Source organism: Acinetobacter sp. V89_7 (assembly GCF_029967895.1).
Taxonomy (GTDB): domain Bacteria; phylum Pseudomonadota; class Gammaproteobacteria; order Pseudomonadales; family Moraxellaceae; genus Acinetobacter; species Acinetobacter soli.
Map to the genome: position 1 here is coordinate 115400 of NZ_JASCAJ010000030.1, position 15255 is coordinate 130654.

9 protein-coding genes and 1 pseudogene are annotated in these 15255 nt (G+C 32.1%); 6 read left to right on the forward strand and 4 right to left on the reverse strand.

Annotation, left to right across the window (positions count from 1 at the left end):
* The first annotated feature begins 528 nt into the window (after positions 1-528).
* Together QLG00_RS10425 and QLG00_RS10430 are read left to right on the forward strand one after the other, a co-directional pair.
* Positions 529-1491 carry an alpha/beta hydrolase gene (locus QLG00_RS10425; RefSeq protein ID WP_208477340.1) on the forward strand — a complete coding sequence of 321 codons (963 nt, stop codon included), beginning with the start codon at positions 529-531 and terminating at the stop codon, positions 1489-1491.
* Between the two features lie 1761 nt (positions 1492-3252).
* Complete coding sequence (locus QLG00_RS10430) at positions 3253-3957, forward strand: helix-turn-helix domain-containing protein (protein ID WP_104124337.1); 705 nt, start codon at positions 3253-3255, stop codon at positions 3955-3957.
* A 79-nt stretch (positions 3958-4036) separates the two neighbouring features.
* Here QLG00_RS10430 and QLG00_RS10435 read toward each other — a convergent pair whose 3' ends face one another.
* Positions 4037-5368 (reverse strand): MFS transporter, encoded by a 1332-nt coding sequence (locus QLG00_RS10435; RefSeq protein WP_104124336.1) that lies wholly within the window; start codon positions 5366-5368, stop codon positions 4037-4039.
* A gap of 26 nt (positions 5369-5394) precedes the next feature.
* Positions 5395-6372: a hydroxyacid dehydrogenase gene (locus tag QLG00_RS10440; protein ID WP_208477049.1), complete on the reverse strand. Its 978-nt coding sequence runs from the start codon at positions 6370-6372 to the stop codon at positions 5395-5397.
* 189 nt (positions 6373-6561) lie between these two features.
* Between QLG00_RS10440 and QLG00_RS10445 the strand changes: the two genes are divergently transcribed.
* A complete protein-coding gene (locus QLG00_RS10445; protein ID WP_104124334.1) occupies positions 6562-7239 on the forward strand; it encodes an RraA family protein in 678 nt (225 codons plus the stop codon).
* Positions 7240-7395: 156 nt separating this feature from the next.
* On the opposite strand, the pseudogene QLG00_RS10450 reads toward QLG00_RS10445, so the two are convergent.
* Both QLG00_RS10450 and QLG00_RS10455 read right to left on the reverse strand, forming a co-directional pair.
* Positions 7396-8328 (reverse strand): annotated as a pseudogene (locus tag QLG00_RS10450) (IS5 family transposase).
* A gap of 329 nt (positions 8329-8657) precedes the next feature.
* Positions 8658-10634: an AAA family ATPase gene (locus tag QLG00_RS10455; protein ID WP_208477050.1), complete on the reverse strand. Its 1977-nt coding sequence runs from the start codon at positions 10632-10634 to the stop codon at positions 8658-8660.
* Positions 10635-11348: 714 nt separating this feature from the next.
* Here QLG00_RS10455 and QLG00_RS10460 point away from each other — a divergent pair.
* From QLG00_RS10460 to QLG00_RS10470, 3 genes are read left to right on the forward strand one after another with little or no spacing between them, the layout of a single operon-like run.
* Positions 11349-12596, forward strand: coding sequence for an integrase family protein (locus QLG00_RS10460; RefSeq protein WP_282470937.1), 1248 nt, complete (start codon positions 11349-11351; stop codon positions 12594-12596).
* A 56-nt stretch (positions 12597-12652) separates the two neighbouring features.
* Positions 12653-14257 carry an AAA family ATPase gene (locus QLG00_RS10465; RefSeq protein WP_282470938.1) on the forward strand — a complete coding sequence of 535 codons (1605 nt, stop codon included), beginning with the start codon at positions 12653-12655 and terminating at the stop codon, positions 14255-14257.
* A 2-nt stretch (positions 14258-14259) separates the two neighbouring features.
* Positions 14260-15252: a hypothetical protein gene (locus QLG00_RS10470; protein WP_282470939.1), complete on the forward strand. Its 993-nt coding sequence runs from the start codon at positions 14260-14262 to the stop codon at positions 15250-15252.
* Positions 15253-15255: the final 3 nt, after the last annotated feature.

Here is a 15255-nt window from a genome sequence, read left to right on the forward strand (position 1 = left end):
AAAATACATCATGACATAGGTAATTACCAGAATTCGCGTATACTTCTCCTACCCAAAACTTGTAAGCATAAGAAAAGCTTATGGCTCTATTCATTTCACCTTATTATGCAAGACAATTTCTTATCTACGATTCGAGGTTATAAATAAAAATTTCATAAAAGCCATTGATTGAAATTTATACAACTTGAATTAAGTTACTAAGAAATTGTAAAAAAAGGAACTGATCTGTACTCAATAAAATTACACAAAATGCAAGTGAATCTGTGATGTATAAGGAGAGGATGTTATGTTTCACTTGATAGATTTCAGTATGAAAAAGATCCCCTAAAAATTGATTTAATCTATGCTAAAAGTTATGTTGATGTAGCAACTTTCTATAGAAATTCATTATCTCAAAAAAATTATTGGATAAAATTTAACTCAAAATACTAATCTAAACCCATTCTGGATAGAATTCTGGATTAATTGGATAGAAGAACTAAAATGATTAGGCTACTTTTACGTTAGACAGTAAACAGGATGTATACAATGACCTACGAAAAGCTAGTAAAAGTAATTAGTTCAATTCTTCTCATAACTTGTAGTAACAGCGTGCTTGCCGAAAAATCAGGTGAGGACAATACACATGCCAAAGTATTTTTAAATTACACACAATCGGAGTTAGATAAAAATTATACTCAAACTGAGTGGGCACCAAATGCCAAACAAATTATGGATAGGGTAAGCTACCGTAGTGATTTAACAAGAAAAAGTTTAGGTAATCCTAAAATATTTCAGTATGGAGCGTCTGCTAACGAAAAATTAGATTTTTATAAATCATCAAGTAAAAACGCACCATTACTAGTTTTCATTCATGGAGGTGCATGGAAAAGCGGTAATGCAAAAGACTACGACTTTATAGCGAATCCATTTCTAGCGAATGGTATCAGTGTTGCAATTCTTGATTTCGATGATGTTACTAAAGTAGGCCTAGATGGAATGGTGAAACAAATAAGAACATCCCTAAAATGGATTTATAATAATTCGTACTCTCTAAAAATTAACAAAGATAAGATTTACATTGCTGGACACTCTTCAGGTGCTCATTTAGCAGGTGTTATAACAACAACCAACTGGGAGAGTGAAAATTTACCTAAAGGATTCATTAAAGGGGCAGTTTTAATATCAGGTTTATATGATATGAATCCAGTACGATTGTCAGTTAGATCTAAATATATGAATTTCAACGATAAAAATGAAATTGATATGAGTACTATTAAGCGTGTTGAGACTATAAATGTACCACTCATAGTATCCTATGGAAGTCTAGAATCTGATGAGTTTAAGCGCCAGTCAGATGAGTTTGTGAAAAAGTTAAAGGATAGTCAGAAAGAAGTAAAATTCATTATGCAACCTTATTTCAATCATTTTGAAATAGTCGAAGATTATGGAAATCAGTATAATCCGTTAACAAAAATGACAATTGAGATGATTAGGAAGAATAAAATTTAGTAAAATTCTATGATATAAAAAATAGATTCTAAAACTATTCTAGCGCTATCCCTCCTTAGTTAAGGACTAGTATTTTTTCAGGCTTTAGCTAGGGAGAATAAAAATCAATCAATGAGTAGCCACCAATTTTGTAAACACTTTTTAGATATGAATTTCTATAAAAATTAAAGAGAATTAATTGTACTATTTTAAACTTAACTTGATGCTCTTCAATAAACATTGATAACCGTCATATTAGATTTGAGTTGGTACAATTCATGAATTTTATTCAAAAAAATTAGATCCAATCAAATAAATATCAGCAGCTCAAGCAGGTTCAATGCACGATTTTCTTCAATTAGCCACAGCAATTCCGGGGTTGATTTTAGCTGCTACATTACATCGTATGAATGATCACCGCTTAGCTGCGGTTATGGCCAGTTAACTATCAGCTATAGCATTTACAGGTTTTGTATTTGCTCCAAAATTTACATTAATTTGGTCACTTATACTTTGTTTTGGCTGCGGTGCTAGCATGATGCTAGGTCTAACCATTATTGTTTGGTAAGATTTTTGATTTATCACATGATTGGACAGCAGCTTTAGTAATGACTTCTAAAATTGCCATATTAGGTGCGTTAAGTAGAATAATGGCAGGGAGAAACATGTATATTTAATATAAGACAAATTCATAGCAATAGTAGTTAAAATTTTAAGTGTAATTGCTCATCTTTGGGTGAGCTTTTTCATAATCTATAAGGCTCTGATAAACCCTAAAATCTCAATAACTCGCTGCAAGTCCCGATTACAACAAAATCATTTATCATAACCAAACTCCACCTTATACTTTTCCAGTAGATGATGCTAACTATCAAAAAATCCCATCATTTTCGATCTGACTACTTTTTCCACCTATGCATTTGCACATCTCGTCTTCACTTGCATTGTGTGTTACAGCATGCTTTGCAATAACAAACGCTAAGCGAAAACAGAGAATGAAAGTGAATTAAGAGAATGATGAGAGGGGTACTACATGATAATTTTAGAAAGACTGGAGAACAAATAAATATTTTATTTGTCAATAATTTACAAAATACTATATATAATTTTTTATACATAAGTCTGCTTACATCCTATATAATTGTTTCTCCTATGTAATTAGAATAGACCATATTTGTCTAGGAGAATGATGGCTATTCATTTTCGAAAACATATAATTAATTAAGTGTTTTTAAAATTACATTTATACATAATTATTTATGCTATTGAGTAAGAATTTATCTAAAAATTCTTTTCCTAGTTAACGAGCATTCTTCTTGTTTCCATTTCTATTAATTGATGAGATACCATGCTCAAGACTTAACTTTTCCATAAAGGGATAGACATTAAGTTTTCACCATTTTTCTTACGCATAGGAAATGAATTGTTTATAAATAGTTAAGAGTTTATAACAGTATTTAGGAAGTGGTAACACTAACATCTACAAATCTTTGTTAGAGGTTAATATGCATTATATCAAACTATGGAATGATAATTTATGCACAAAAGACTTTTACAGTAAGATCAACAAAATCCATGCACTAAATACAGTCTTTCAATTTAATTTAGCTTCTAATAAAAATTCCTTTAAATATAGATAGTTGAGATAAAAATGCTGTTAAAAAAATATTTATCCAATAATCAACCACAATTTATTAATATTTTTAGTTAAACTACTATAGTCAACTAGTATATCTGTAATAGGATAGCTAAAAATTTATTTTCAAAAAATTTCAGGTACATATGGTCAGAATTAAACCCCGTCCTGCAATAGGAGGGATTGCTTCAGCAGATCGCCTTTTAACAGTTTTAACTGCTTTTAGACTTGGTGATACTTCATTAAGTTTGGCTGAGTTTGCAGAAAGGACAGATCTCAATAAAGCAACGATTATGAGGCTGATCGTGTCACTAGAAACGTATGGTTTCATCAATAGATTAGCGGATGGGAGCTATACACTTGCAAGTGAGGTTATGCGACTCAATGCGATTTATCAGGATGCTTTTGATTTAGAAAGACACGTTGAGCCCTACTTACATCAATTAGTAAATGAGATTGGTGAAACGGCATCATTTTATGTAAAGCATGGTGCTTACCGCTTATGTCAATATCGAGTAAATTCAAACCACCGATTAAGACTACATATTCAACCAGGCGAAATTCGTCCTATGGATGAAGCAGCTGGTGCACAAGCCTTACGTGCAACATATGAGCAAATTTTAGTTAGAAAAGAACCTTTTTACTCTATGGGTGTTACTGACCCACATGCAGCATCTATGGCACTCCCCATTTTTGGTGTTAATAATGAAATGATGGGTGCACTTGTTGTTTCAGGTCCTGCAAGCCGTTTCACTCTTGAACGTGCAAAATCAGTTAGTCAATTTTTGTATAAAGTTGCTGATGAGCTAATTCATCAATTAGGAGGCGAAAGCCCTTATACTTCAGCTTGAGGTATTTGAAGTATAAAAACGCATTAAAAATAAAAAAAGCCTCATAGGTTCATATGAGGCTTTTTATTCGTGTGTAAAGTTAAGTTGATTTATGAGCTAAATCTTGAGTCTCAGATGAGATAACATCTTTCTTCGATGACATAAAGAATACGAGACAACCCGCTACAATATTTAAAACGGCAAGTGGAATTAAAGCAATAGCATAACTATCAGTAGCATCATGTACTGCGCCATAAACATTTACCATAATACCGCCACCAATTAAGTTTGCAAACGCGCCGATTGCTGCTAAGCCTGCTGCTGCAGTAGTTGGTGACATCCATGATGATGCTAATGCCCAGAATGGTCCTTTCATCGAATAAGCTCCAACTAATACTAAGCTTAACAAGAAGATAGTACCTACAAGAGAGGATGTAAACAAAGCAATGAGTAAGCCAGCAGCAATCATAAATAAGGTTAATGCAGTATGCCAACGACGCTCATTTTTCTTGTCAGAACTTCTGCCCCAGAAAATCATGGCTACAGCAGCCACACCGTAAGGAATCGCATTGACAAGACCAATCTCTAATGTGCTTAAACCAAAAGATTTAATCAATTGCGGTGCCCAGACACTCATGGTACTTCCCGCAGCAGAAGCACCTGAATAAATGATGATCATCGCCCAAATATATTTATTTCTGAGTAGTTGCCATAACGAAATATGACCAATTGGCTTTTTAACCTGATTTTCGTGTTCTAAACGCTCTGTTAACCAAGTACGCTGTTCTTGAGATAACCACTTTGCTTCAGAAGGACGATTGGTTAATACAAATAAACATGCGATACCTAAAATAATGGCAGGAATTCCCTCTAATATAAATAACCAATGCCATCCACGCATACCAAGCATTCCGTCAAAAGACATTAGTAAGCCCGATAATGGTGAACCTATAAAATTTGCTGCAGGAATTGCAACCATAAAGATAGCAACCATGCGAGCACGGTAACTTGCAGGTAACCAATAGGTTAGATATAAAATAACCCCTGGGAAAAATCCTGCCTCAGCTGCACCAAGTAAAAAACGCATGACATATAATGAAGTAGGACTATTGACGAATGCCGTACACATTGTAACGATTCCCCAGCTAATCATAATTCGGGCAATCCATTTTTTTGCTCCAAATTTTTGCATGGCTAAGTTACTAGGCACTTCAAATAAAAAGTAGGCAAAAAAGAATAAACTACTCGCAAAACCAAATGCTTTGGCGGTTAAGCCAAGATCTGCATTCATCTGCAAAGAAGCCATTCCTATATTTCCACGATCAATAATAGCGATGACATAACAAACGATTAGAAATGGTAGAATGCGCCACGCGACTTTTCGCATGGTTTCTTTTTCAATAGCACTGATTTGATTAATTTCAGTAGACATAAAAAATCCTTTTTATATTCTGTATTTTAATTTGGAAGTAGATTCCAGTTTGCAATTGCTCTTGGTTCTAACTGTTGACGGTTTAATACTGAAAGAATTTGCTCTAAAGCAAGTAGACCCACGCGATTGCGAGAATCGGTGGTGTTTGCACCAACATGCGGGGTTGCAACTAGATTGCTTAATGTCCATAGTGGACTTGAAGCTTCGGGTGGCTCTGGATAGAACGTATCTAAACCTGCTCCTGTAATTTTATTATTCTGAAGTGCATCAATTAAAGCATCGGTATCAATCAGTTCACCTCGAGCGGTATTTATCAAAATGCTCGTTTCCTTCATCAGATCAAATTGTTCGTATGAAAACAATTTTCGATTTTCATTGGTCAGTGGACAATGTAAGCTAATGAAATCACAGCTTTTTAATAGATGATTGAAATCAGTTTCCTGCTCAACATAATCGACTTGTGGAAAATTTTTAAGAAATGGATCAAATACCTTAACTTTCATTTTAAATGGCGCGACAAGCTCCATCAAAATACGTCCAATTGAACCTAGTCCAACTAAGCCCAGTGTTTTTCCAAATAACTCTACACCATTCGCACTCGATTTATCCCAATGCCCTTGTCTCACACGTTGATCTAACCAAGCAATTTGTCTCGATACGCTAAACATCAATGCAAATGCATGCTCTGCAACAGATTGGGCATTAGCTCCTACCGCAATCGTTACTGGAATATTTCGTTCTGCAGCAGCCTGAATATCGATGGTATCGAACCCAACACCATGCTTAGCTATCACCTTTAAATTATTGCAAGCAAAGATCATTTCTCTGGTGAGTTTTCCAGTACGGACAATAATCGCATCTGGCTGCTCATGTTGAATTAAAGCAATCATTTCATCTGGCGCCATGTATGGCTGTGTAGGAATAAGCATTAGCCCGTGTTCACTAGAAAAATCAACAGCATTTTGAGCTAAGTTCGGGCCAGTAATTAAAATTTTGAAACTCATTTTCATAAAATCCATTTTTTAACAATACAAATAATAATGAAATGGTATTTCAAAAACAAATTATTTTTTGTATTTTTAACTAAAATAAAGCTAATAAATCTCTTTTCAATGTTTAAAAATAAAATGACATTTCAAAAATAACCTGTATGATGAAACATCGGATATTTGTATGAATCAAGGATATCAATAATGACAATTGGTTTTAGAGTTTTGAACCGCGTACGAAAAGTAGACTCTTCATGGGTCAAGCATTATCAAAATTTACCTGTTGCAAATGTGAGTGATTCAATGAATCGCATGACATCGGGTGGAGTAGCTTTACGTCCAATGCATAAAGAAGGTTATCTTTGCGGTCCTGCACTAACAGTTAAAGCACGGCCAGGTGACAATTTGATGCTCCACTATGCAATTGATATTGCAGAACCTGGTGATGTAATTGTTGTTGATGCTGGTGGTGATTTATCTAATGCCTTGATTGGTGAAATGATGATTGCCTATGCAATTAAAAGAGGTGTAGCTGGTATTGTCATTAACGGTGCAATTCGTGATTCTGCTGTGATTGGACAAGGTATTTTTCCTATATTTGCAGCTGGTATTTCACACCGTGGACCATATAAAGATGGTCCTGGTGAAATTAATGTGCCTATCGCTATTAATGGTATGGTCATTGAACCAGGTGATTTAGTCATCGGTGATGAGGATGGTTTACTCAGCGTACCATTTGATCATGTTGAAGACGTTTTTATAAAAGCAAATAGTAAACATACAGCTGAACAAAAACAGTTAGATCAGATCGAAAAAGGTGAAAATGATCGAACTTGGGTGATCAATAGCCTTAAAGCTAAAGGTTGTATGCTTCCAGAGTAATTACAATTAAAGCTGATTTATTTTTAAATACGCGATAAGAAACCTCGATATATTATCGAGGTTTTTCGTAATTATACATTAGGAGTAACTTCTATCATCTCTCGGCTTTGTTGCACAAAAGTTTGAAAAATATAGCTACCCTAATTGAGCTAAAATTCAAGTGACAACTTGAGTATGAGGGTGACCTAATTCCGTAAATCTGTTGAGGACTGCTACACGTGCATGAATCTCATTCACCTGACTAGGAAAACTCCTTGCTGTTAATTTATCGCCTAATAATTTGATGCAATGCATTTTGGTTTCCACTAAACTTCGACGATGATAACCAGACCATTTTTTCCAAAGAGATCTACCTAGTCGTTTGACTGTTTTTAATAATTCATTCCTCTCTAAAGATCTCAATTTCTTATCTTTTCAAGGCTTTGCATTCTTCCTAGGTGGAATGACTGCATGTGCATCTCGATCTAAAATGACTTGTCGGCAGTGCTTTGTGTCATAAGCACCATCTGTATAGACTGAATCAATTCGTTCATTAGGTGGGATTTGATCAAGTAAATCTTCGAGTACTTGTGAATCACTGACATTATTTGTGGTAAGTTGTACTGCACGTATTTGAAGGGTTTCAGTATCTATAGCAATATGGAGCTTACGCCATTGGCGACGATATTCAGGTCCATGTTTCTTGCGTTTCCATTCACCTTCACCTAGAAACTTCAAGCCTGTAGAGTCCACGAGTAGATGCAGTCCATCGCTACTTTTTTGGTAGCTAATTGTAATATCAATATGTTTTTGTCTTCTACAAAGCGTGGTGTAATCTGGCGCTGTCCAATTTAATCCGCAAAGTTTAATCAGACTTTGCACAAAGCCGGTGACCATACGTAAAGACAGGCGGAATAAGGATTTAATCATTAAGCAGCATTGGATGGCTACGTTGGAGTAGGTTTGATTTCGTCCTTGTTTGCCTTTTGATGGAGCATACCATTGCGTAGCAGGATCAAACCAAATAGAAATATTTCCACGATTAACGAGTGCTCGGTTATATGAAGACCAATTGGTTGTACGATAAATTTTAGGTGTAGGCTTATTCATTTGAAAATTATATTGTGGAATAAGCCTTTAGACATAGGTTTGTGCAACAAAGTCTTTCCTGTATGAATAGACCATGAAAATAATATATTTTTTAGAATTATTTAATTACATGTAAAATCTTAGATAAGAATAAAACTAATAATTGAAGTATATATAAATTTTCACTTATAGCTATAATTAAGAATCAATATATTAATAATAAAACAGATGTAGATCTAAATAAATGTATAGGTATTATCGGTTTCATAAATATTGGTATTTTTGCTCAGTGACATTAATTGATGAAATATTTTAAGAATATACCTATAGATTGATTTATAAAAATTTATTTAGAAATTACATTTTTCAATGTGACTAAAAATTTTCTGGCAAAGATCTTTTGCTTGCTCTGTCAGTTGCCAATGTTCATAGCTCATTAGAATCTTACATATCTCACAAAATTTCACTTTATTAGAAATAGTGCCAGAATTATCAGAAAACAAACGTAGATCTGATTTTAAAGTACTATCACTTCGTATAATATCATCAATAATTTCCCCAATACCCTTATGACTGATTAAATTTAAATTTTTAACTTCAAGTTTACCTATGTCAAAACCTTTTTTTGTTTTACTATTAAAGCCATTAAATTTTATATTACCAATAGTTCGTTCATCGAAGATTGTTTCAGATGGTAATTTATTTTTTCCATTAAATTGTATTAAACATGCCTTATAAACAATTTCAGGACTTAAGATATTCTCAATTTCTTTACATGGTAAAATATAGACATTATTTTTATTAAGTTCTTTTTGCCATTCAATAAGTCTTTCAGACTTATCAACATTGTCTCCATCAGCTATAAGTAAAATATTTTTTGTAATAGCCTTAGCAGTTAATCCCTTACTATTAGATAGAAAATCTAGAGCTTCTTGTTTCTCGGGATAATCGTCAATAAAACTCCAGTGTGTAATGTTTCCACCTGCATATTCAATGAATGCATAGTGGAAATTAGCCATAAAGCTTTTGTATTTTTTTGCTTTTTCGATTTCTAAGGAACAGTCACTGCGATCGAGTTCTAGAATATATTGCTGCATTAACTTCGATAAGTACATTCGATCTGTAACTCCTTCAACCCAAATTGTACAATTAGCTAAATATAGCGATGATGGTCGAACACCCAATGAGTTTAATAGTTCATGATCTTTATCGCAGCGATAAACTTTAAACTCGAATTCTTTAGTATCATCTTCTTTATATTGTTTCACAAACTTTTGAATTATGACCTCATCTGATTCATCGACCATATCTAACAAATGATTTGAGTGTGTTGTAAAAAAATAAAAATGATTAGTTTCATTTAGATAGAAGTTCATTAATTGTCGAACCATTCCTGCATGCATATTAAGTTCTGGTTCTTCTATAAAAAAAACATGACTTTTTTTATTTCCATTTTTATCTAAATTTCTTATATAAGCTTCAAAAGTCAAAATGATAGATTGCTGTAAACCATCTCCTAGATGTGAAATTGGGAACTGCTTTTCAGACCCAATCTTAATATTGACAACATCATGATCATGCTTGGGGATAAGTGTTATAGGTTCATTATCAAAAAAGTATAGACTGAGTTTTTCTTCGTAACTCTTAATTAAGTCACGTTGTTCAGGTTCACCTAATAAGTGAGTTTTTAATTGGTAATATAAACATTCACCTGTTACTATATTTTCTTGATTATATTTTAATATTTCTGAAAAATAATCTTTTTGAGCACGTTCTATATATGGTTGTTTGTTTGTAATGTCAGTTACAGGACGCATTCCACGTAATACAGGTATATAAAACTTATTGTCTTCAGATATTAATGTAGACTCATAATCACTAACATACTTTTCAATTTCTTTAACTTTATCTTCAATGACTGTTGTATGCTCAAACCTTGCTTTCGCTAAAAGACTTATATTTTTAGAATAATTATCTTTATACTTACCTTTTGGATAAGTCGGAAAATTAATTACATCCTGTATTGAGTTTAATAATGTAGATCGATCTGAACCTGAACTTGTATTTCCTATCCAAAGACTCCCATGAGTATTTTCAAAAATAATTTTTAATTCAGTAAAAAAATCTGTTAAATCAGGAAAGGAATAGTCACTTATTGTATATGAAGAATTTGTAAATAAATTTCTAACAAATCGACTTTTACCAGAATTATTTTTACCGATAAAAAAGTTTAGTCTTTTTATTTCAATTGAAAGAGGAAAGCTTTTGTCAATATCAGAGCTATAATTTTCTAAGTTCTCAGCCCAGTAATATAATTTTTTAGTCATTATAAGTTCATCGATATAGTAATTTTTTTATTTTAACAGTAATTTAAGTTGTTGAAAACTTCTCTGAATTCCTCACCAATGACAATCATCTGAAATTTATAGATTGGCTACTAGATATTACTCCTATACCTTGTATTTAGTGCAGAGAAGAAAACATATATTTGTACGAGATATCTCAATCATATGTTAAAGCCTTACTAGCAAAAGTCCCCCATAAGCTTCTTGTCTAAGCCATTACAGCGTCTGGGCTACAATCGAAACTGAAGATCAATTACATTGTGCCCCCACAATACACGCCTCTGTTCATCGCCGATTGCTCTGAAGCGAAGCAAGAGAAGTGAGCATCACAATTGTTGATGAGCCAGAGAAGATGAATTGCTTGCAGAGAATGAGAGTAACAAGCAATCAGACCACAGGAGTATAAGACATGATGGACCACAAGATAGACACAAAAATCCGATGGTCCAAAGATGGTAGGCATTAAAAAACCTCATAAACCAATGGTTTATGAGGTTGTATCTGGTGGGCCCACCGTGACTCGAACACGGGACCAACGGATTATGAGTCCGTTTTATCCAATCTAAAAAAACAATGACTTGTATTTAATATTTATATATAACAATAGCTTATAAAAGTAAATCCAAAATTATTTATGCCTTTAAGTTGATTGTAGTATTATTTATATGCTTACCATTCGCTTACTATAATGACATTATGAAACTCACAAAACCTTTTATCGATTCACTAGAATTTAATGATCCTAGCAAACCAGAATTTTATTGGGATAGCGAGGTCTCAGGATTTGGTGTTAAAGTCAGTTCAAGAAGTAAGTCATATGTATTTCAAGGTAGGGTTGGAAGAAAGACTATTCGTGTTAAAATCGGTGATGTCAAAAACTGGAAATTGAAAGATGCTAAAGATCAGGCAAATAGATTCGCTGTTCTTTGCAATGATGGAATCAACCCTGTGCATGAAAAGAAGAAAAGAATATCTCAAGGTGAAGAACATGATATCCAAATAAAAAGGCAAAATATAAAATTTCAAGATGCATGGGGAAAATATCTAGAGGAAAATAAAAAAAATTGGAGAGAACGTTCCTATTTAGATCATATTGAAATGGCACGTGGTGGTTTTGATCCTTCTACGAATAAAACTTATAAACCTCAGCCAATTCATGAATTATTAGAATTAAAACTATCAGAATTAACTAAAGATTTTTTTGTAAATTGGCTGGATAAAAACAATCAGTTTAGAAAAACCTCAACTAGCAAATCTTATCGTTTAATAAGGGCTTTTTTAAACTGGTGCGAAGAGGAAGAGGCATATTCAAATATAATACCTAAAGATTCATATAGCTCAAAAAAAGTTAAAAGAGATGTGCAAAAAACTAAAGCTAAAAATGACTGTCTTTTGAAAGAACAATTAAAGCCTTGGTTTAAAGAAATCTTAGAAATAGAAAATAAAAAAATATCTGTGTTCTTTATTTTTGCCTTGTTAACTGGCGCCCGTAAGAATGAGATTTTAACTTTGGAATGGCAAAATATTGATTTTAAATGGAAAACTATACATCTCAAAGACAAAGTAATTGATGAAGGTCGTACTATCCCTATGACAAAATACATTGAAAGTAAGCTAAAAGAGCTTAAACGCCATACGGATTCAGCTTATGTTTTCTCTAGTGAAAGATCTGAAACAGGCCATATTGTTAATCCTTACAAAGAGCTTGAAAAGATACGAAAAACTTTACATATCAATATCACGATACATGGATTAAGACGCTCATTTGAGACACTTTCAGGATGGATAGAGTTACCCAAAGGTGTTACACATCAGATTAGTGGACATAAGGCTGATTCAATTACTGAAAAGCATTATACGGTAAGACCTATGGATATGCTTGGTATGCATATGCAGGGTTTTGAAAACTGGATTCTTGAAGAAGCTAAACTACTATGTGAATGAAAAATAATGAAATATGCTATTATGGCATACACTAATATAATATTCTGGGGATCTTAATGGGCTTATTTGGGACATCAAGCATACTGCATTGTGAAATGCCTTTAATGTTATTTCATTTCAAAACTCCAGAAGACAGTCGAAACATTATAGATATAATCACTCCTGATTGTAAATATTATATTGTTTTAGAAGCTTCCTATTGGGATGATTTTGGTTATAAAACAATTTTTGATATCACAATTAAAAACAATTCAAGTAAAGAAATATACAAATTAGGATCATGTAAAATTGGCTACATTTTTCAAGGTGGTATTGGAGAAAAATCGTATTCAACCATCGAAAACCCTAAGATAAAGGGAAAAATTTTAGAAAATATAGATAATGATTTTTTTTCTATGGGAATAGATCATGAATATTATGAAAATGTTAATGAAATATTTCACAATAATCATCAACTAATTTCTCATTACTACGACTCCTTAAATGATGTCGCAAAAAATAGACAAATACTCCATAAAGCATTAGAACATGATGTTTTTAAACGGTCTTTTTTAAGATCAACATCGTATGAGAATATAACGGATCAGTTTTCAGCCATTATTCAAAGAAAAAAAATAAATAATGGGATGGGGATCACTCTAAAGTTTAATGATCGTGAAAATTTGGATTTTTATATAACTAGTAACACCAAATTTAAAAACAACATAAAGGTCCTTATTGGTAGTAATGGATCTGGTAAATCAGAACTACTAAACAAAGTTGTTCTTGATTATATTAATGATCGTATTGATACTAAAGAAATTAAAAATATAGTTCTAGTATCTTTCAGCCCTTTTGATAAACTTGAAGGGTATAAGGTTTATTTACGTCGTAAAGATTATCTAAAAAGTGTAAGACTAATAAGTTTAAAAAATGAAAGAGATATTACAAGAAGTATTGATTTAAAAAATGAATTTATTGAGAGCTTAGGAAACTGTTTATTCAGCTCTTCCAAAAAAGAATTATTGATAAATTTATTAGATATAATTTCTAGTGATAGTATTTTATATAATTTTAAATTTAAACAATTAATATCTGAATTAGATATAAAAAAAATTAATCAAGAAAAAATAAGTAAGACAGAAGTTGTTAGATTATTTGACATTCTAAGTTCAGGTCATAAAATGGTGATTTATACACTGTTTAAGTTAGTTGATCTAGTCGATAGAAATACTTTAGTTCTTTATGACGAGCCAGAATTATATTTACATCCTCCCTTATTATCAGCATATGTAAGAGCATTCGCTGATCTTATGATTAGTACCAATGCTATGGCCATTATAACTACTCATTCTCCAGTTGTATTACAAGAGGTTCCAAAAAAGGATATCAAAGTAATAAAAAGGTTTGGTAATATTCAGACTTATAAGAATGTTGATATTAATACATTTGGTGAACGGGTAGATATATTAACAAATGAGATTTTTAATTTAGAAGTATATGAATCTGGATACTACAAATTATTATTTGATTTTTTTCAGAAAAATAAAAACTATATCTATAGTGTAGATCATGGTTATCGAATGTTTTTAGAGGAATTTGATAATGAATTAGGCTCAGAAGCAGTCAATGTAATTTTATCAATATTAGAAACCTACTTCAAAAACAATGATGGATTTTAATAATGCGTTATTTTTCTGAACCAGAATTGTATGACCCATCAAAAGAAAACAAACCTAAACTATGCAAAGACATAGGCTTGTTTGAATATTGTGTTAAGTTAAAGGGCAGTGAAAATTTAAAGCATCAAATTTACACTAATAATATTTACACAGATTTAAAAATATTTAGTTTTAAATACAAATTAATGGCAACTGCAGGAACATTATTCTACACAAGAATAAAACAGCATCATAAATTTAAAGAATATTACAACATTAATAAAAAAGATTTTCTTGAGTTATATACAAAAAATAGAAAAGTAAAGGTGCCTACGCACCCAATTCAACAATTAATAACTATATGCATAAATCATAATAATGGCCAATGTTATTATTGTGGCGCTAAAGATTTTGAAAATATCGATCATTTTCTACCTGAGGGCCAAATTGATTCTAATTTTGACCTATTTTTTCCACAACTATGTGTGATGTCATACAATTTATTACCTAGTTGTGGCACATGTAATCAAAAAAAATTAAAACATGTAGGAGAATATACTATTGAAACATTTATACACCCATATTTCAGTAGTTTTTTGAATGATAATTTTCTAAATTGTGATACATCTTTTAATTATAATAATGAGCCTACTTTTGCATACTCTGTTAGTTGCCCAAATAATTGGCTTCTCAGTCAAAAAAAACGTGTCGAATGGCAATTAAGCAAATTAGATATTTTAAATCGATATTCACTGAAAGCATCTAGTAACTTAAAAAAAAATCTGCTTGAATATCAGGATATTTTGAAATTTGATGGTACTGATGCACTAAAGAGACATTTAGATCGTCGAGCTAGGTCAATAGCTAGATATTTAGGAGTAAATAATTGGGAAAGATTAATGTATCTGTCTTTATCTAATAACATTAATAGATTCTCAATTTACTTGAGAAATACATCAAATACTCCAGCCAAAGCTTATATAAATCCTTTAGATATTAATAAAATTAGAAATTAATCA

Bases quoted from the DNA above. Each gene is read 5' to 3' on its own strand.
- QLG00_RS10425 (WP_208477340.1), top strand. From the start codon at position 529: ATGACCTACGAAAAGCTAGTAAAAGTAATTAGTTCAATTCTTCTCATA.
- QLG00_RS10430 (WP_104124337.1), top strand. From the start codon at position 3,253: ATGGTCAGAATTAAACCCCGTCCTGCAATAGGAGGGATTGCTTCAGCA.
- QLG00_RS10435 (WP_104124336.1), bottom strand. From the start codon at position 5,368: ATGTCTACTGAAATTAATCAAATCAGTGCTATTGAAAAAGAAACCATG.
- QLG00_RS10440 (WP_208477049.1), bottom strand. From the start codon at position 6,372: ATGAGTTTCAAAATTTTAATTACTGGCCCGAACTTAGCTCAAAATGCT.
- QLG00_RS10445 (WP_104124334.1), top strand. From the start codon at position 6,562: ATGACAATTGGTTTTAGAGTTTTGAACCGCGTACGAAAAGTAGACTCT.
- QLG00_RS10455 (WP_208477050.1), bottom strand. From the start codon at position 10,634: ATGACTAAAAAATTATATTACTGGGCTGAGAACTTAGAAAATTATAGC.
- QLG00_RS10460 (WP_282470937.1), top strand. From the start codon at position 11,349: ATGAAACTCACAAAACCTTTTATCGATTCACTAGAATTTAATGATCCT.
- QLG00_RS10465 (WP_282470938.1), top strand. From the start codon at position 12,653: ATGGGCTTATTTGGGACATCAAGCATACTGCATTGTGAAATGCCTTTA.
- QLG00_RS10470 (WP_282470939.1), top strand. From the start codon at position 14,260: ATGCGTTATTTTTCTGAACCAGAATTGTATGACCCATCAAAAGAAAAC.